At 66.2% G+C, this 16,894-nt stretch carries 18 protein-coding genes; 8 read left to right on the top strand and 10 right to left on the bottom strand.

The annotated features are described in order from the left end of the window. Positions 1–6: 6 nt before the first annotated feature. Positions 7–237, top strand: a complete 231-nt coding sequence (locus AB0N75_RS06760) for a hypothetical protein (RefSeq protein WP_364646956.1) — start codon at positions 7–9, stop codon at positions 235–237. Between the two features lie 2 nt (positions 238–239). Here the strand turns inward: AB0N75_RS06760 and AB0N75_RS06755 are convergent, their stop codons facing one another. Then, entirely contained in the window at positions 240–710 is a 471-nt protein-coding gene (locus AB0N75_RS06755; RefSeq protein ID WP_364646953.1) for an NUDIX domain-containing protein, read from the bottom strand. A 17-nt stretch (positions 711–727) separates the two neighbouring features. Beyond that, positions 728–1,234: an A24 family peptidase gene (locus tag AB0N75_RS06750; protein ID WP_364646950.1), complete on the bottom strand. Its 507-nt coding sequence runs from the start codon at positions 1,232–1,234 to the stop codon at positions 728–730. A gap of 58 nt (positions 1,235–1,292) precedes the next feature. Here AB0N75_RS06750 and AB0N75_RS06745 point away from each other — a divergent pair, with 58 nt between their 5' ends. From AB0N75_RS06745 to AB0N75_RS06730, 4 genes are all read left to right on the top strand, one after another. Further along, complete coding sequence (locus AB0N75_RS06745; RefSeq protein ID WP_364646947.1) at positions 1,293–2,078, top strand: hypothetical protein; 786 nt, start codon at positions 1,293–1,295, stop codon at positions 2,076–2,078. Between the two features lie 295 nt (positions 2,079–2,373). Further along, a complete protein-coding gene (locus AB0N75_RS06740; protein WP_364646944.1) occupies positions 2,374–3,321 on the top strand; it encodes a BTAD domain-containing putative transcriptional regulator in 948 nt (315 codons plus the stop codon). 97 nt (positions 3,322–3,418) lie between these two features. After that, the gene (locus tag AB0N75_RS06735; RefSeq protein WP_364646941.1) at positions 3,419–4,084 is read left to right on the top strand and encodes a response regulator transcription factor; all 666 of its coding nucleotides are present in this window, start codon (positions 3,419–3,421) and stop codon (positions 4,082–4,084) included. Positions 4,085–4,157: 73 nt separating this feature from the next. Continuing rightward, positions 4,158–5,426 (top strand): ATP-binding protein, encoded by a 1,269-nt coding sequence (locus tag AB0N75_RS06730; RefSeq protein ID WP_364646938.1) that lies wholly within the window; start codon positions 4,158–4,160, stop codon positions 5,424–5,426. Positions 5,427–5,516: 90 nt separating this feature from the next. Here the strand turns inward: AB0N75_RS06730 and AB0N75_RS06725 are convergent, their stop codons facing one another. Both AB0N75_RS06725 and AB0N75_RS06720 read right to left on the bottom strand, forming a co-directional pair. Then, positions 5,517–6,914: a PhoH family protein gene (locus AB0N75_RS06725; protein WP_364646935.1), complete on the bottom strand. Its 1,398-nt coding sequence runs from the start codon at positions 6,912–6,914 to the stop codon at positions 5,517–5,519. A gap of 269 nt (positions 6,915–7,183) precedes the next feature. Continuing rightward, entirely contained in the window at positions 7,184–7,945 is a 762-nt protein-coding gene (locus AB0N75_RS06720; RefSeq protein WP_364646933.1) for an isoprenyl transferase, read from the bottom strand. Positions 7,946–8,068: 123 nt separating this feature from the next. On the opposite strand from AB0N75_RS06720, the gene AB0N75_RS06715 reads away from it, so the two are divergent. Next, the gene (locus AB0N75_RS06715) at positions 8,069–8,830 is read left to right on the top strand and encodes a hemolysin III family protein (protein ID WP_364646930.1); all 762 of its coding nucleotides are present in this window, start codon (positions 8,069–8,071) and stop codon (positions 8,828–8,830) included. Positions 8,831–8,865: 35 nt separating this feature from the next. Here the strand turns inward: AB0N75_RS06715 and AB0N75_RS06710 are convergent, their stop codons facing one another. The 3 genes from AB0N75_RS06710 to mca form a co-directional block, all read right to left on the bottom strand. Further along, the gene (locus AB0N75_RS06710) at positions 8,866–11,034 is read right to left on the bottom strand and encodes a thioredoxin domain-containing protein (RefSeq protein WP_364646927.1); all 2,169 of its coding nucleotides are present in this window, start codon (positions 11,032–11,034) and stop codon (positions 8,866–8,868) included. Positions 11,035–11,036: 2 nt separating this feature from the next. Continuing rightward, positions 11,037–11,396, bottom strand: coding sequence for a hypothetical protein (locus AB0N75_RS06705; RefSeq protein WP_364646924.1), 360 nt, complete (start codon positions 11,394–11,396; stop codon positions 11,037–11,039). 61 nt (positions 11,397–11,457) lie between these two features. After that, complete coding sequence (mca, locus tag AB0N75_RS06700) at positions 11,458–12,372, bottom strand: mycothiol conjugate amidase Mca (RefSeq protein WP_364646921.1); 915 nt, start codon at positions 12,370–12,372, stop codon at positions 11,458–11,460. A 50-nt stretch (positions 12,373–12,422) separates the two neighbouring features. On the opposite strand from mca, the gene AB0N75_RS06695 reads away from it, so the two are divergent. Both AB0N75_RS06695 and greA read left to right on the top strand, forming a co-directional pair. Further along, positions 12,423–12,869 carry a DUF4307 domain-containing protein gene (locus tag AB0N75_RS06695; RefSeq protein WP_364646918.1) on the top strand — a complete coding sequence of 149 codons (447 nt, stop codon included), beginning with the start codon at positions 12,423–12,425 and terminating at the stop codon, positions 12,867–12,869. Between the two features lie 304 nt (positions 12,870–13,173). After that, positions 13,174–13,665 carry a transcription elongation factor GreA gene (gene greA / locus AB0N75_RS06690; RefSeq protein ID WP_364646915.1) on the top strand — a complete coding sequence of 164 codons (492 nt, stop codon included), beginning with the start codon at positions 13,174–13,176 and terminating at the stop codon, positions 13,663–13,665. A 120-nt stretch (positions 13,666–13,785) separates the two neighbouring features. Here the strand turns inward: greA and AB0N75_RS06685 are convergent, their stop codons facing one another. From AB0N75_RS06685 to AB0N75_RS06675, 3 genes are read right to left on the bottom strand one after another with little or no spacing between them, the layout of a single operon-like run. After that, positions 13,786–14,307: a rhomboid family intramembrane serine protease gene (locus AB0N75_RS06685; protein WP_364646912.1), complete on the bottom strand. Its 522-nt coding sequence runs from the start codon at positions 14,305–14,307 to the stop codon at positions 13,786–13,788. A gap of 57 nt (positions 14,308–14,364) precedes the next feature. Then, positions 14,365–15,603 (bottom strand): threonine ammonia-lyase, encoded by a 1,239-nt coding sequence (ilvA, locus tag AB0N75_RS06680; RefSeq protein WP_127511968.1) that lies wholly within the window; start codon positions 15,601–15,603, stop codon positions 14,365–14,367. After that, the gene (locus tag AB0N75_RS06675) at positions 15,600–16,877 is read right to left on the bottom strand and encodes an AI-2E family transporter (protein ID WP_364646909.1); all 1,278 of its coding nucleotides are present in this window, start codon (positions 16,875–16,877) and stop codon (positions 15,600–15,602) included. The genes ilvA and AB0N75_RS06675 overlap by 4 nt, the downstream gene beginning before the upstream one ends. Between the last annotated feature and the right edge of the window lie 17 nt (positions 16,878–16,894).

The raw sequence follows: 16,894 nt of genomic DNA, 5'->3' as shown, positions 1-16,894 counted from the left end.
GGTGGTATGCAGATCACCGTGACGGTGCGCCATGACTATCTCTCCGATACCGGTCGGATCGCCGAGCAGTTGACGGCCGGAGGCATGCACGTGGAGAACGTGCTCTCCACCTTGGGCATGATCACCGGCTCGCTCCCCGAAGGACAGCGCGCTGCCCTTGCCGGGATCGAGGGAGTTGAATCCGTCGATGAAGACCGGCAGATAGTCCTACCGCCGCCCGACTCGGACGTCCAGTAGCGTCAGCGGATAAACTCCGGGATGCCCGTGGCCCGCAGCGCTGCCTCCAGCCTGTCCCGATGGTAGTCGGTCAACTCCGGCAACTCGTCCAGTCCGAACCAGCCGACCTCGGCCGACTCGTCGTCGTTGACCCGGGCGTGCCCGCTGACGTACCGGCACCGGAAGTTCAGTGTCAGGAATTGGGCCCGGTCTCCGTTGACGAACTCCATCGGACCGCCCGAGTAGGCCTCTGCCAGCTGTTCAACCTCGGCGACGATGCCGGTCTCCTCGAAGACTTCGCGCACCACCCCCACGGCGGGTTGCTCCCCCGGGTCAAGAATTCCGGTAATCAGTGTCCAGCGGCCGTTGTCCGCACGGCGGCCCAGCAGCACCCGGTTTTGGTCGTCGAGCACCACTGCTGTGACCCCCGGCAACCAAAGCAGGTCGTGGCCAATTTTCTCTCGCAGCCGCAGGATGAAGTCGGGAGTTGGCATCATCCAAGCCTACGTCGTTACCTCGGCATCAGCAGCGCCACCCATGTTCCGGCAACCATGAACGGCCCGAACGGGATGTTGCTGCTCAGGGTGCCGCGCCGCAGCAGCACCAGCAACAGCCCGTACACCCCGCCGAGCAGGAACGCGGCGAACGTCCCCCATAGCAGGTACTCAAAACCCAGATATCCCAGGTACATTCCCAGCACACCGGCCAGTTTGACGTCGCCGAAGCCCATGCCCGCCGGATAGGCGAACCGGACCGTGAAGTAGAAGGCCCAAAGCAAGGCACCACCGGCCAGCACACGCCAGAAGACACCACCATCATGGCCGGCAAGCGCGGCAGAGAGCAGCAGCACCGAGCAGACGGCGTATGCCGGAAACACGATGCGGTTCGGCAACCGGTGCGTGCGAAGGTCGATCCAGCTCAGGCCGGTCCCGACGACCAACAAATACCCGCCGGCGGCCAGCAGCAACCAGAAGGCCAGCGTATGGTCGGGCCACAGCAGCACCAATTCCTCGACCATGGACCCAACCTACTGCACGCCGGGCCGGCAAGCGTGACCCGGCGGCTACACTGTGGATATGAACGGCGGGAGCGTGCTGACAACCGGCGACGCCGCCGGCAATGCGGAAATCTTCAGGTGCCTTTGCCGGTCCTCTCCGTGGAAGTGGGACTCGCTGCGGTTCGAACTGCGCGCCGTCAACCCCGGTGCACCGGAGGGGGACCCGTCAGCCGGGATGCTGCGGGCCTGGACGCGCCGCCCGGGCGCCCTTCGGGTCGAATCGGCCGACGGCCAGCTGCTGTACAGCACCACCGGCATCAACGACTCCCGCGACGGCTTCTATGTCAGTGCGACACGCAAGTCCTGGCTGCTGCCGCCACATCTGGTCACCCCCGTCTTCAATGGCATCGACCTGGTCCGCCGCCGGCCCGAGGCCGCTTACGGAGAACCGGTCTTCGGCAACGGACGCTGGTCGGCAATGCTGGATCCGGTAGAGCTGGCCGGCAGCGCGCCGGTGGCCTATGAAGCTCCTTTCGCCAACCCGGTCGAGATCCATGAACTGACCGAAACCGAACACGGGGGCCGCCGTACGCTGGAGGCCATCGTCTCGCCCAACCTCACCTATCGGCCGTACGACGCCGGCCACCCGCTGCTGGAAGGCCGTACCCAGGTGCGGATCGACTGGCGCACGGGCATTTGTGTTTCCGCTGTCTCCTTGGAAGGGCCGCAGCAAGGACGCGGGCATTCGCTTACCATCCTGGGTGTGGATGAGTACATGCTCGATGACCTGTTCCTGGAGGTCAGCATGAACCTCACCGATGTGCGCGAGCACATTCCCTGGCCGGTCCGGCCCTATCCGGCCTGACAGCTTTGACCCAGTGCCGGACCGGGCCCTGGCTTTGGGGGGATGAGGGCCAGGGCCCGGCGGTGTGAGCCCCCGGCCGGTCTGCGGCTGCCGCGCAGGGCCTGCGTGCGCCGCGCCGCAGGCCTCAGGGTCACGGTTACAGAATCGCCGCGGGTCCTTGGGAAAACCCGGCGCTGGACAGACCCCCGCAAATTGGGGGTGTGGCACTCCCCCACTCGGGGCTGTCGCGTCGACTCGATGCCAGCACACTATGGTTGTGCACTCATTGGGGGGGTGCATCCAACGAGGGGGAATCGTGGAGCAATTGAGTGGACGGGCCATGCCCGTTTCGGTCCAAATGATCGGAAATTTGCGTATCTCGCGCGGAAATACAGTTCTGACGGCAGAGAAGCTCGGCGGACCAAAGCCGCGCCAAGTACTGGAGATCCTGCTATTGAATGTCGGCTCGCCGATGTCCAAAGACCGCTTGGTCGACATGTTGTGGAGCGGTCGGGCACCTGGCGAAGCGTTGGCCACCTTGGAAAGCTACGTCAGCATTCTGCGCCGAAATCTACAACCTGGCTGTGCAAAGTCCGGGCCGTTGCGCACCGCCAACGGCGGCTACATGATCGACCGGGAGTTGGTCGACGTCGATTTGTACCGGTTCCAACGCCTGCTTCGGGCCGCCGAGTTCGCCGCTCCGGCCACTGCTTATCCGTTGTTGACCGAAGCGCTCTCGCTTGCATCCGGGCCGTTGCTTGGTGATGAGCTCACTCCGGATTGGGCGGAGGAGGCGCGGCTGGATCACGCAGAGATGGTTTTACACGCGCAACTGATGGCGGCGGAGGCAGCCTTGGCCCTGGGGCGGCCCGATGAAGCGGTGCTTTGGGCGCAGCGCTGCGTTGCGGCCGCTCCGCTCAATGAAGCCGCTTGGGCAGCCCTCATCATCGGGTTGGAGCGATGCGACCGGCACGCCGATGGCCTCCAGGCGTATGACCGGTGCCGGCGTCTGTTCAATGACGAACTGGGGTGTTCCCCCGGTCCTGCCTTGCAGGAGGTGTACGGCCGTCTGCTGTACGCCACGGCGGAGTCCGGCCTCTCCGAGGTGCTGGCAGCGCTGCTGGTACTCAACGAAAGGCTGGCGCCAACAACCACCCGCAAGCAGTTGGCCCATCGGATGGCCTCCGTTCCGGTCGAATCGCATTACGTGGCGGCCGGGGACATCGTCAAAACTTTCCTGACCAAGGCGCTCATGGCCAGCTGAGCTCACAATGCATGGACTGTGAAGGTATGTACAACCTTTCACAGTCCATGCATACTCTTAGTGGGGTCAAGTCCTTCGTGTCTTGAGTTGGGGAAATATGAGCTCTTTGGGGATTGAGCATGTACTCCGCGTTGCCGTGGTGGATGACCACACCACATTCGCGGAGCTGTTGTCTGATGCGTTGGGCCGGGAACCGGACTTAGTCAATGTCGGCAATGCCGGCGGCGTCAACGACGCCGTTGCCCTGTGCCTGCGGTCCAGGCCCGATGTGGTGATCATGGACTACCACTTGCCCGACGGCGATGGGCTTGAGGCCGCCGAACAGATCCTGGCGGATGCCCCGGATACGCGGATCATTCTGCTGACCGGCAACCCGTCGCCCGATGTGCTCGCCCGCGCCGCGGGATCGGGTTTGTGTGGATTTCTGCCCAAAGACGGGTCGCTATCCACCCTGCTGGAGACCATCCGGCATGCCAAGAGCGGCAGCATGGTGGTCTACCCGGCCATTCTCAGCCAGAAGCGCCGCGCACACGCCGCCAAACCGCCGGGTTCCCCGGCGCTGACCGAACGTGAGCGCCAGGTGCTGGCCCTGATGGCCGCCGGCCATGACGTTCGGACGAATGCGCGGACGCTGGGCATCTCCCAGCACACCTGCCGGGGCTATGTGAAGTCGATCCTGGCCAAGCTCGGCGCCCACTCCCAGCTTGAAGCCGTCGCCACGGCACAACGGCTGGAACTGCTGGGTGCCGGCCATGAGCGCTGACCTGAGTACCCGGATCCGGCGCAGGATCCTCCCCGTCGCACGGACGGAAGGCAGCGGAAGGAAAGGCTCGGAAATGCAGGCGGCCTTGCGGCGCTTTGCGCTCTCCGGGCTGGCGGCGTTGGTCATTGTGGCGGTTCCTGTGGTCGTGGTTGCCCGTTCCTTAGCGGTCGACCAAGCGCTGACACATGTTGCCGAGCGGACCAGGCTAATAGTTGAGCATGAATTTGCGCCGAAGGTGACGGATGCCATGCTGGCCGGTGATGCCGCTGCCGTGAGCGAGCTGGACGACGAAGTCGACCCGCTGGTCCGCGACGGCCACGTCATCCGGGTGAAGATCTGGGATATCGACGGGACGATCCTCTATTCGGATCTCGATGCGCTGGTCGGCCAGCAGTTCGACTTTCCGGACCGTTTGGAGGCCCAGTTGGAGAGCGGAGCTCCCGTCTCAGTGTTGGGCATCCCGGGCCGGCCGGACAACATCTTCGAGGCGGACCTCGGTGAATTCGTCGAAGTCTATGTCAAGGCGACGGGCGGCAGCGGCAGCGAGTACATCTTCGAGTTGTACTACCTGCCGGACGAGATTAATCGCATGGAGGACGAGATGCTCGGCATCCTGCCCGTCGTCCTGGTGGCGCTGGCGCTGCTGCAATTGCTCCAGCTTGCTCCGGCTATCCGGATGGCTCGCCGCCTGCAAAACGACGGCGAAGACCGCCGGCGGTTGCTCCAGCAATCCATCGCCGCCTCGGATCATGAACGGCAAAGGTTGGCCCGCGCCCTGCATGACGATGTGATCCAGGATCTGGCCGCGCTGGCCTACAGCCTGGAAGCCCGTGAACAGCAGCAGGCAAAGCCAGACCACGACTTCCAGACACTGGCGAAGAACATTGTTCAGGGCAGCATCCGCAGTCTGCGCCGGATCACCGTGGCACTGTATCCGCCCGATCTCTCGGCTGTGGGCCTGCCGCTGGCTCTTGATGGATTGGGCGACCTGGTCCGGAAGCGCGGGGCGGATTGGCAACTCGAGATGGATGCCTCCGCCCCGGCGGCCATCGTCCAACCTGCGTTGCTTTACCGCGTGGCACGGGAGGCCGTCACCAACGCCGCCAAGCATGCCCGCGCCCAATTGGTCCGGGTGTCGCTGACGGACTGGGGCGACGCGGTGTTACTGGAAATTGTCGACGACGGCGACGGTTTTAGTCCGGCCGATGCGCAACGCGACGGCCATCTCGGCCTCCGCATCCTGCGCGATACCGTGCACGATGCCGGCGGCACCTTGCTGATCGAATCCGCCCCGGCTGCAGGAACCCGGGTCGCGGTGACCCTCCCGTCCGTCGGCGCCTAGCCCCGTCACGGTTTGGCGGTGCCCTGGGCCGGGTTGCAAAGAAGCGGGCCGCCTTCCGGCGGCCCGCTTCCTCGGGTACTCAGAGGCCGTTTAGATCTCCGCCCCTTCCAACAGCTCGGTCACCAGTGCCGCGATCGGCGAGCGCTCGGACCGCGTCAGCGTCACGTGGCCAAAGAGCGGGTGTCCCTTGAGCGTTTCCACAACGGCCGCAATGCCGTCGTGCCGGCCCACCCGGAGGTTGTCCCGCTGCGCCACATCGTGGGTCAGGACTATCTTGGAGTTCTGGCCGATCCGGCTCATCACCGTGAGCAGGACGTTCTTCTCCAAGGACTGCGCTTCGTCCACGATCACGAATGAGTCATGCAGCGAACGGCCCCGGATGTGCGTCAGCGGCAGCACCTCCAGCATGCCGCGGTCCATGACTTCCTCGACCACCTCCGTGGAGACCAGCGCACCGAGGGTGTCGAACACCGCCTGCGCCCAAGGATTCATCTTGTCCGACTCGGAACCCGGCAGGTACCCCAGCTCCTGGCCGCCGACGGCATAAAGCGGCCGGAAGACCACGACCTTCCGGTGCTCGCGCCGCTCCAACACCGCTTCCAGTCCGGCGCAGAGCGCCAGCGCGGACTTCCCGGTTCCGGCCCGGCCACCCAGGGAGACAATCCCGACCTCCGGGTCCATCAGCAGGTCGATCGCCAGCCTTTGCTCAGCGGAACGCCCGTGGAGGCCGAACACGTCGCGGTCGCCCTTGACCAGACGTACCTGTTTGTCCGCGCCGACTCGGCCGAGCGCCGACCCCCGGCTGGACAGCAGCACCAACCCGGTGTTGGCCGGCATCTCCGCTGCCGCCGGGATGAATGCCGGCTCGTGCCCGTACAGCGTGTTGACGTCGTCGTCGGCCACATCCAATTCGGCTACTCCGGTCCAGCCCGAATCCTTGACCAGCTCATTGCGGTACTCATCAGCTTGGAGCCCCATGGCGGACGCCTTCACCCGCATCGGCAAGTCCTTGGAGACTACCGTGACGTTGCGGCCCTCGTCGGCCAGGTTCTTGGCCACCGCCAGGATCCGGCTGTCATTGTCCCCGCCGCGGAACCCGGCCGGCAGCACGTCGGGCGAAATGTGGTTCAGTTCCACTCGCAGCGTGCCGCCCTCCGCGCCAAGCGGGATGGCGTGGTTCAGGCCGCCGTGCTCAACCCGCAGGTCGTCCAGCAACCGCAGTGCCTTGCGGGCAAAGTAGCCCAGCTCCGGATCGTTGCGCTTGCCTTCAAGCTCGGTGATCACCACCACCGGCAGGATCACTTCGTGCTCGGCGAACCGCAGCAGGGCCCGAGGATCGGACAACAGCACGGAGGTGTCCAGGACATACGACGCACGGGCTGATTCCGGTTCCCCGGCGGAAACAGCGCGACCGGACGCGGTGGCAGCTGCGGGCTGCTCCCCGGGTCCGGTCGTGTCGGCTAGTCGCTGGTTCTGAGTGGCGGTCATGCTGGCTCCCGTCCGGAGCACGACGGCTCCGACTTTTCTGAAGCGGGGCGCGGACGGTAAGGCCACCAGGCCGGAACCGGCCTCCCCCGATGCAGCTTTCGCTGTGCGCATCAAACTGGTGGCCTCCCGATCAATCTGCGGGTTGCTGACTGATGGTTCCAAATTACGCTGATGTAATTCGCCAGCACAATAGCTTGGGCAAAGGCTTTTGGGCGAATTCTGGATGAACCGACCGGCGCCGGAGCACCGCCTATTCCTTGCGGCCCGCCTTAGGCGCCGAAGCGGCGTTGCCTGCTGGCATAGTCACGCAACGCCCGCAGGAAGTCGAGGCGTCGGAAGTCCGGCCACAACGCCTCGCAAAAGTAATACTCGCTGTAGGCGCTCTGCCACATCAGGAAGCCGGAGAGCCGCTGTTCGCCGGAGGTCCTGATGACCAGGTCGGGGTCCGGCTGGCCGCTGGTGTATAGGTATCGGGAAATATCGTCAACGGTCAGTGTCCCGGCGACCTCCGCCAGGCTCTTGCCATCGGCCTCGGCGTGGCGCAACAGACCTTTGACTGCGTCAACAATCTCCCGGCGTCCGCCATAGCCCACCGCCACGTTGACATGGACCCCCTCCACCGCAGCGGTCTGTTCCTCCAAGCTGCGGAGTTTGGCGGCGAGGTCGGCCGGGAGCGTCTCCAACGCACCGACGGGGTGGACACGCACATTCTTGCCCTCGCCCAACCGGTCGAGGGTATTGCCGATCACGCCGAGCAACTCTCGCAATTCGTCTTCCGACCGACCCATGTTGTCGGTGGACAGCATGTAGAGCGTGACCATTTTGATGCCCAGGTCGCCGCACCAGCCGAGGAACTCCAGGATCTTGTCCGCCCCGGCCTGATGTCCTTCCCGTGTTGGAGCTCCGGCCAGCTTGGCCCAACGCCGGTTGCCATCCACCACCACGCCGATGTGGCCCGGGATGCGGCCGGGAACCAGGGAACGCTGCAGGCGACGCTCATAGAGGCGGTAGAGGACGCCGGGAAGAGACACAGCACCCTGCCTTCCTGATCGCCCGTTCACGACTTCGAATTCTATCCTCCCGCTCGGCCGCTCCCGTACACACCTTGAGTTACCGACGAGTAACAAGAGAGGTGCTGCCGCTAGAATATGCGCATGAGTGAACACCGTGCTGTGCCCGGGACGTCAGGATATCGGCGCGATAACGTCGGCTCAACCGCGCGGGCAGAGGCGACCGACGGACCGGTCGAACGGGCCGTGGAGCAGGTCGCCGACGCACTCAATATCAAACCGAAGTTTCGCGGCTGGCTGCATGCCGGCGCCACTCCCCTGGCTCTGGCTGCCGGGATCGTCCTCGTCGCGCTCGCGCCCACCGCGGCCGGAAAATGGGCTTGCGCGGTCTATGCGGTGACCGGGCTGTTGCTCTTCGGCGTCAGCGCCGTCTACCACCGCGGCAACTGGAGCCCGCCGGTCAAGCTGCTGCTCAAGCGCCTGGACCATACCAACATCATGCTGGTCATCGCCGGCACCTACACGCCGCTGGCCTGGGCGCTGCTGGAACCGGCGAAGGCCACGCTGCTGCTCTGGCTGATCTGGGCCGGCGCCATCGCCGGCGTCGGTTTCCGGGTGCTCTGGCCGCACGCCCCGCGGTGGCTCTATGTTCCCATCTACTGCGCGCTGGGACTCGCGGCGTTGTTCTACTTGCCCGACTTCTTCGCTGCCAGCGTCCCTGCCGCGGTGCTGATCTGCGCGGGCGGCGCTTTCTACATCGCCGGCGCGGTGATTTACGGGATCAAGCGGCCGAACTTCTCGGCCACCTGGTTCGGTTTCCACGAACTCTTCCACGCCTTCACCGTGGTGGCGTTTGTGTGCCACTACATCGCCATCATGATCGCGGTGCTTGGCTCCGCTGGCTGACGCGCCGCCGCCGGCTTTCGGGAGCATTCCCCGCCTTAGTGTCCTGTGGCGCCGAGCTCTTCCAGCAGGGCAGCGGCCGTGGCCACCGGGCGGCGGCACACCATCCCGCGGCAGACATAGGCCAGCGCACCGTCCGCCGGGGCCGGCTTATCCGCCAGCAGCGGGGCTGCCCCTTCCTGTTCTGCCTCCGCCGTATGGGCGACGACGATGCCCGGGCTGCCGCTGGCGCGCGCTGCCGCAATCAGGGCCGCGGCCGCCGCGGATTGTCCGGTGACCGCCAGCTCGACCGGACCCGCCGCGAGTGCCTGCGCAGCGGCCAGGCCCCACCCGGCGGCCCGTGGTGCGCGGGCGGCGATCCGGTTCAGATAACCGAGCAATCGGCCCGACAGTTCCCGGTGCCGTACGGACCCGCTGTAGGCCGCATAGGTTGCCAGCACCCCGGCGAACAGACCGGTGCCGCTGGGCGTGGCGCTCTCCAACGGGTCGGCCGGGGGAACGGCACCGGCGGCAGCGGAAACCTGTGCGGCAGGGACCGCTTGGTCGGTGAGCGTTCCCTCCCTCAGGAACACTGTCTCCGCCCGCAGCACCAGCCCTTCCGCGGCACGGTACCAGCGGCCTCCCCCGGTGGCTGCGTACAGTGAAAACAGTCCCTCCGCACAGCCGGCGTAGTCCTCCAACAACCCTTCGAAGTGCTGCGCTGCGCCGTCGTGCGAAACGCGCGCCAGCCGGCCGCTGTCATCGAGATGCACGGACAGCAGGTAGTCGGCAGCGGCCACGGCGGCAGCGGTGAGGTCGGGGCGGCCCAACAGCTCTCCTGCTTCGGCCAGTCCTGCCACCGCCAGCCCATTCCAACCGGCCACAACCTTTTCGTCCCGTGCCGGCTGCTCCCGCTGCTGCCGGGCTGCTAGCAGCGCGGGACGCAGTGCCTCCCAGCGTTGCCGTTCGTCCGGTTCCAACGGCCGCCCAGGATGCAGCGTGGATCGGGTGGCGGTGACGTTGCCCTGCTCCCCCACACTCATCACCGACGCCACCCAGCCGCCGTCGCCGGTTCCGAGCACCTCGCGCAGCTCCGCGGGCGACCACAAGTAGGTTGCGCCTTCGTGGTGAACGCCGTCGACGATGGTGTCCGCGTCCAGCGAGGACGCGATTCCGCCGTGGGGCAGCTGCAGCCGGTCCATCAACCACCCTGCGGTCCCTGCCGCGACCGCGCATCCCAGATCCCGTTCCGCCCCGGCGGGCGACTGCACCGCCCATTGGGCGTAGACCCGTAGCAATTGGACGTTGTCGTAGAGCATTTTTTCGAAGTGCGGCACCGACCACCGGCGGTCCACCGCATATCGGGCAAAGCCGCCCTCGAGCTGGTCGTACAACGCCGACCCGGCCATGGCCAGCAACGTGCGGGCGGACAGGCCGGCGGCAAGCTGCGCCGATTCGGACCGGGACGCTCCGGCATGCCGGAGCAGGAAGTGCAGCACGGAGGACGGCGGGAATTTGGGCGCGCCGCCAAAACCGCCAAAGGCTGTGTCTTCCTGGCCCGACAGCACCTCGACGGCTTCTTCGAGGACCGCTTGGTGCCCCGTTCCCCCGGCTGCCCCGGTCTGGACCTGTACCGGCCCCTGCACCGACGCAGGACCGCCGGGCGGCTGCGGTGGGCCTCCGCCCGGCCCCATGGAGAGGTCGCCCAGCAGCCCGCGGTTCGCTTCCCCGGCTTGTGCCAGCGCCTGCGCCACCGACGCGGCGGTGGTCTCGACGGCCTCGCGGCGCCCATCCCAGGCTTCGTGCACGGCTTGCAGCACCTGACGGAACGACGGCTGGCCCGGCTGCGGCCGCGGCGGGAAGTACGTGCCGGCGTAAAAGGCCCTGCCGTCCGGCAGCGCGAACACGCTCATCGGCCAGCCGCCCTGTCCGGTCATCAGCTGGGTGGCGGACATGTAGACGTTGTCCACGTCAGGACGTTCTTCCCGGTCCACCTTGACCGGGATGAAGTGCTCGTTCAGGTACTCCGCGGTGGCCTGGTCCTCGAAGGATTCCCCCGCCATCACGTGGCACCAATGGCACGCCGCATAGCCTATCGAGACAAAAACAGGCACGTCTCGCAGACGTGCCTGTTCGAAAGCCTGGTCGCCGAACGGCCACCAGTCAACGGGGTTTCCGGCGTGCTGGCGCAGGTAGGCCGAGGCCTCGGAGCGCAGTCGGCCGGACACAGTCAGTCGCCGCGGTCCGGGCGGCCCGATCCGCCGCCGGGCTCGTTCATTCCGCCGGCCGCCGGCGCCTCGCCCTCTGCAGGGTGTTCCGCTCCGCCTCCCGCGGCGCCTGCCTGACCGGATGATCCGAAACCAGTCTGCTGGGCGCCGGCGTTAACGTTTTCATCCAGTTGCGAGCGGTAGCGGACCCGTCGGATGCGCCGGGTCATGTCCCAGACCAGGACAACCACCACGGCCGCCAGAGCAAAGGTGAAGAAGAAGCCCCACGGGCCGGGCGAAACCTGGTCCGCGTCGAGTCCGGGCCGGAGAGTGGGCTCGCCGGCACCGGCGGCGACGGCGGCAAGGATCTGGATCAGGGGCAAATTCAGTCTCTTTCTGGGTGCGTCCGGGACCCGAGGCCCCGGCGCTGGTTGGCTGCAGGAACTATCTTATGCCCGCAAAAAAATCCGTTTCGGGCACGCTGGTCTCAACCCGCGCGTGGATCAGCGAGAAGTCCTCCCACGGCCAGACCGTCCGCTGCATCTCCTCCGAGACGGCGAAGAAGAATCCGGCCGGCTCCACCTGGGTCCGGTGCGAGAGCAGCGCCCGGTCGCGGTGGCGGAAAAAGTCGCCGCAATCGATCTGGGTGGTGGTGCGGTGGTTGGGCATCGGCGGCTGGTGGCCTTCGGCGTCGGCCTCCAGCCAGGCGGCTAGACGCGCGGCGTAGGGCGACTGCAGCCCTGCTTCCTCCAAGGCATAGTGGAGTGCGCGGAACCGCTCCGGGTTGAAGGCACGGTCGTAGTAGAGCTTCAGCGGCTCCCAGGCGCTGCCCGCCTCCGGGTAGCGCTCGGGGTCGCCGGCGGCGTGGTAAGCCTCCACCGCCACCTTGTGAGCCATGATGTGGTCCGGGTGCGGGTAGCCGCCGTTCTCGTCGTAGCTGATCACAACATGAGGCCGAAAGTCGCGCACCAGTTTGACCAGAGGGGCTGCGGCCCGCTCCAGCGGCAGTGTGGCGAAGCTGCCGAACGGCAGCGGAGGCAGCGGGTCCCCCTCCGGCAAACCGGAATCAGCGAACCCCAACCAGCGCTGCTGGATACCGAGCTCGGCCGCGGCCTGTGCCATCTCCCGGCGACGGATCCCGGCAAGGTCCCGGTGCGCCTGGGGATCCGCGGCAGCCTCGGCGTTGAGGATGTCTCCGCGTTCACCGCCGGTGCAGGTGGCCACCATCACTTGGACGCCCTCGGCGGCGTAACGCGCCATGGACGCGGCGCCCTTGCTGGATTCGTCATCCGGATGGGCGTGGACCGCCAGCAAGCGCAAGCCGTCACTCTGCGCTGGCTGGGCTGCATCAAAGCTCACGTGGCTACTCCTGGGAAATCTGGCGTGGGCGGGAGGATAAACTTGAGGGCGTGAGCACCGCAGGCCCCCGTACTCCTCAGACTTCTTCCAGCTTAACTGTTTCCAACCGTTACGGCACACCGCGGCGGTCGCTGTCCCGCCGCACCAAACTTGCGCTGGCCGGCGGCGGCCTCGGAGTCGCCGTCGTCGTCGCGGGCTTTTTTGCCCTGGGCCAGGACGGGCCACAGGTGGAGAGCAAGGACGTCGGCTTCGCCGTGGCCGACGCCGGACACATGACGGTGGATTTCCAAGTCACCAAGGATCCGGAGGCCACCGTCCAGTGCGCCGTCCAGGCCCTGAGCGACAACTACGCCGTCGTCGGCTGGAAGGTGGCCACGATCGGCCCCGCCGACGCAACGGCTGCCGGAACCACAGCCCACCGCGTCCAGCTCAGGACTGATTCCCTGGCCGTCTCCGGCGGCGTGGACAGCTGCTGGGCCGCCGACGCCGACAACTGACGCAGCGGCCGTCGCTCGCCACGCCCCTCCAGTCCGTCTACCCCGGGTGCGGCTGCCCGTGGAACCGAGGGGAAAACGCCCTTTACCACCTTGTTATTGGGAAAAGCGGCGGCGGCTGACTACAATTGAGCAAATACATTCCGCCCCGCCTCACTGGTGAACTGGGATCATCCCAGAACAAGCTGATTCACCAACATGGCGGGGTCTTTGCATCAAGTGGCCGCCGGCATGGCGGCCTTTTGTGCAAAGTGCCACCGTGCCGGGTCCGCGTCCAGCGGCTCCGGCAGCAACTAAGGAGAACTACGTGTCCACTTCCAGCGCACCTGTCGCCTGGCTCACTCAGGAAGCCTACGACCGCCTGAAGGCTGAACTGGATCACCTTTCGGGCCCCGGCCGGGCAGAGATCGTCGACCGCATCGAACAGGCCCGTTCCGAGGGGGATCTCAAGGAGAACGGCGGCTACCACGCGGCCAAGGAAGAACAGGGCAAGGCCGAGGCCCGGATCCGCCAGCTCACCGATTTGCTGCGGAACGCCCACGTGGGCGAGGCACCGGCAGATGACGGAATCGTGGAGCCGGGCATGGTCATCGAGGCAAAAGTCGCCGGCGACACCGAACGCTTCCTGCTCGGCAGCCGCGAGGTTGCCGGTGAAACCGATTTGGACGTGTACAGCGAAAAGTCCCCGCTCGGCGCGGCCATTCACGGCAAGCGGGCCGGCGAGTCCGTCACCTACACCGCGCCGAACGGCAAGGAGATCGCGGTGGACATCATCTCGGCCACCCCTTACGCCGGCTAACCGAGAGCACAAAACAGACGCCGAAGGCGGGTTCCTGCGGGAACCCGCCTTCGGTGTCTGTCAGTGGCGTAAGTGTTTGGAGGGCCGGCAAGCCGGCGGTCTGCGTGGGAGCAGGAACGGTCAGCCGAGACGGGGCCTGCGGCGGCGGAGCAGGACGGCGGCAACCACGCCGCCGACTGCCCCGAAGAGGTGCGCCTGCCAGGAAATGCCAGGCATCGCCGTCGGCAAGACGCCCCACAGTACCGAGCCGTAGAAAATGAAGATGACCACGGCCAGCAGGATCTGCCGCCAACTGCGGTTGTAGAAGCCGCGAACCAGCAGGTAGGCCAGCAGACCGAAGACCAGGCCCGAAGCGCCGATCGTCAGCCCTGCACCCGTCAGCCAGACCCCCAGCCCGGAAGCCACCCAGCTACAAGCCAGCACCACCGTAAACCGCCGGATCCCTTCCAGCAGCGTCAGGAACCCGAGCACCAGCAGCGGGAGCGTGTTGCTCAACAAGTGGCTGGTATCGGCGTGCAGTAGCGGGCCGAAGAGCACACCGTCGAGCCCATCGAGCCTTCGGGGCGCAATCCCCAGCAGCAGGCTGAAGTAGCCGCCGGCGATCAGGTTGGCCAGGAAGGCTACCCAGAGCAGCAACGCCAACGCCCCGGCTCCTGCCAAGGCCTGGGCGGGGCGCAATGCACGGCTGCCGGCCACTGGTCAGTGGACGACGACGGGCTGGAAACCCTCGGCGCGGAGGCTGCCGAGCACCAGTTCGCAGTGCTCGTGGCCCTTGGTCTCGATGTCGATGGTGATGGCAACGTCGCCCATGCTGATGGAGCCGCCGATCCGCGTATGGTCCACGCGGGTGACGTTGGCATCCGATTCAGCGATGATCCGCGAGATCTGGGCCAGTGAGCCGGGACGGTCATCGAGCATGATTCGGACGGACATGAAACGTCCGGAGGCATACAGACCCCGCTGGATGACCTTCAGCATCAGCATGGGATCGATATTTCCGCCGGAGAGGATGACAGCCGTGGTGCCAGGATTCGGGATGACGCCTTCCATCAGCGCGGCCACGCCGACGGCGCCGGCGGGTTCGACCACCAGCTTGGACCGCTCGATCAGGAAGATCAGCGCCCGCGCCAGTGCGTCTTCGCTGACCGTGACCACGTCGTCGACCAGTTCCCGGATGATCGAAAACGGCAGCTGCCCCGGCCGGCCCACGGCAATACCGTCGGCCATGGTGGACACCTTCTGCAGCGGCACCAGCGCGTCAGCAGCCAGCGAGGGCGGATAGGCGGCAGCATTTTCCGCCTGCACCCCGATGACTTTGATCTCGCGGCCCAGCTCCTTGGCCCTTGCCTTGACTGCGGTGGCAACTCCGGCCAGCAGTCCGCCGCCGCCGACGCCCATGACGATGGTGTCCACGTTGGGGACCTGTTCCAGGATCTCCAGACCGAGCGTCCCTTGGCCGGCGATGATGTCCGGGCTGTCGAACGGATGGACGAACACCGCGCCGGTTTCTTCCGCATAGCGTTCGGCCTCGGCGAGTGCTTCGTCCACGTTGTGGCCGTGCAGGACCACTTCCGCACCATGGCCCCGCGTGGCCGCCAGCTTGGGCAGGGCCACACCCAGCGGCATGAAGATACGCGCCTTGATGCCCAGCCGGGCCGCAGCCACCGCCACGCCCTGGGCGTGGTTTCCCGCGGAGGCAGCCACAACGCCGCGTGCCTTCTCCTCGTCCGTCAGTCCCGCCATGCGCACGTAGGCGCCGCGGACTTTGAACGAACCGGCGCGCTGCAGGTTCTCGCATTTGAAGAAGACATCGGAACCGACCATCCGGCCCAGCGCGCGGGATTGTTCGATCGGCGTCTTCGCGATGACCCCGTCAAGGATTTTCCGGGCTGCCTGGACGTCATCAAGGGTGACGGGTAGTTGGGTGGTGGCTGTCACTTCTCGGACTCTTTTCTGCGCAGCTGAAGGCGGCGTCGGCGGATGGGTTCCTGTTCTGAGGTCTCTGGCGGGTTGCCCGGACCGGACGATGCCAGCGCCGGTTCAGGAGCCAGGTAGGGCTCTTCCACCGGTGGAGGCGCCCCCAGTGCCGGGTCCGTTTCCCATCCCCGGGCGGCAATGTATTTGACAACGGAATTGAGGATCGCGAGCAGGGGAACGGCAAACAGTGCGCCGGCGATGCCGGCAACCATCGAGCCGCCTGCCACGGCGAGCACGACCGCCAACGGATGCAGCGACACGGCCTTGCCCATAACCAGTGGCTGCAGCACATGTCCCTCAAGCTGCTGCACGCCAAGCACAATGGCGAGCATGATGAGTGCATTGACCCAGCCGTTGGCCACCAGCGCAAGCAGAACGGCGACGAACCCGGTCACCAGCGCGCCGATGATCGGGATGAACGAGCCGAGGAATACCAGAACGCCGAGCGGCAACGCCAGTGGCACACCGATGATGGCCGCGCCGGCGCCAATACCGACCGCGTCGACGAAGGCAACGAACATTTGGACCCGGATGTACTGGACCATGGAGGTCCAGCCCTTGCGGCCGGCACCGTTGCTCGCCGCCCGGGCCTTCTTAGGCAGCAGGCCAACCATGAAACGCCAGATCCGGTCGCCGTCGTAGAGGAAGAAGATCAGCGCGAAGATGGTCAGCAGCAAGCCGGTAAACAGGTGCCCGGCGGTGGACCCCACGCTGAGGGCACTGGAAAAGATCGCGCTGCTGTTGCTCTGCAGCTGCTGCAAGCCTTCGTTCAGGTAGGAATTGAGTTGTTCGTTGGTCAGCCGGAGCGGCCCATCGGTCAGCCATCCTTGGACCTGGCTGATCCCTTGCAGCACCTGGTCCCACAGCTCGCTGAAGCCGATGTAGAGCTGCCGGCCAACCAGGGAGAGAGCGCCGCCGATCAGCCCGAGGAATCCCAAGATGGTGATTGCCACGGCCAGGCTTTTGGGCACCTTGGCCTTGCGCAGGAATCGGACCACGGGTGAAATCAAGGCGGTGATCAACGCCGCGACCATCAGCGGGATGACCAGCAGCGAGACGAAACTCAGGAGCCAGACCAACAGCCCGCCGACAACCAGGATCAGGCCCACCCGCCACGCCCACGCCGCGCTGATCCGCAGCGCATAGGGCACGTCCTCTCGAACGTGGTGCCGGGCATCGGTGCCGGCCGATCGTCCCGCCGGCAGGGGACGGTTTTCGGGGAAGGACCGGTTCATAAAGCCAATAGTTTCAT

The organism is Arthrobacter sp. NPDC089319 (assembly GCF_040684925.1).
GTDB lineage: Bacteria > Actinomycetota > Actinomycetes > Actinomycetales > Micrococcaceae > Crystallibacter.
The sequence above is the reverse complement of the archived record's forward strand: the minus strand, read 5'-3'. Positions and strand labels throughout refer to the sequence as shown.

What these genes read in the sequence shown, in the direction of transcription:
- AB0N75_RS06735 (WP_364646941.1), top strand. Translation starts at nt 3,419, where the DNA reads ATGAGCTCTTTGGGGATTGAGCATGTACTCCGCGTTGCCGTGGTGGAT.
- AB0N75_RS06725 (WP_364646935.1), bottom strand. Translation starts at nt 6,914, where the DNA reads ATGACCGCCACTCAGAACCAGCGACTAGCCGACACGACCGGACCCGGG.
- AB0N75_RS06760 (WP_364646956.1), top strand. Translation starts at nt 7, where the DNA reads ATGCAGATCACCGTGACGGTGCGCCATGACTATCTCTCCGATACCGGT.
- AB0N75_RS06715 (WP_364646930.1), top strand. Translation starts at nt 8,069, where the DNA reads ATGAGTGAACACCGTGCTGTGCCCGGGACGTCAGGATATCGGCGCGAT.
- AB0N75_RS06755 (WP_364646953.1), bottom strand. Translation starts at nt 710, where the DNA reads ATGCCAACTCCCGACTTCATCCTGCGGCTGCGAGAGAAAATTGGCCAC.
- AB0N75_RS06750 (WP_364646950.1), bottom strand. Translation starts at nt 1,234, where the DNA reads ATGGTCGAGGAATTGGTGCTGCTGTGGCCCGACCATACGCTGGCCTTC.
- AB0N75_RS06745 (WP_364646947.1), top strand. Translation starts at nt 1,293, where the DNA reads ATGAACGGCGGGAGCGTGCTGACAACCGGCGACGCCGCCGGCAATGCG.
- AB0N75_RS06730 (WP_364646938.1), top strand. Translation starts at nt 4,158, where the DNA reads ATGCAGGCGGCCTTGCGGCGCTTTGCGCTCTCCGGGCTGGCGGCGTTG.
- AB0N75_RS06675 (WP_364646909.1), bottom strand. Translation starts at nt 16,877, where the DNA reads ATGAACCGGTCCTTCCCCGAAAACCGTCCCCTGCCGGCGGGACGATCG.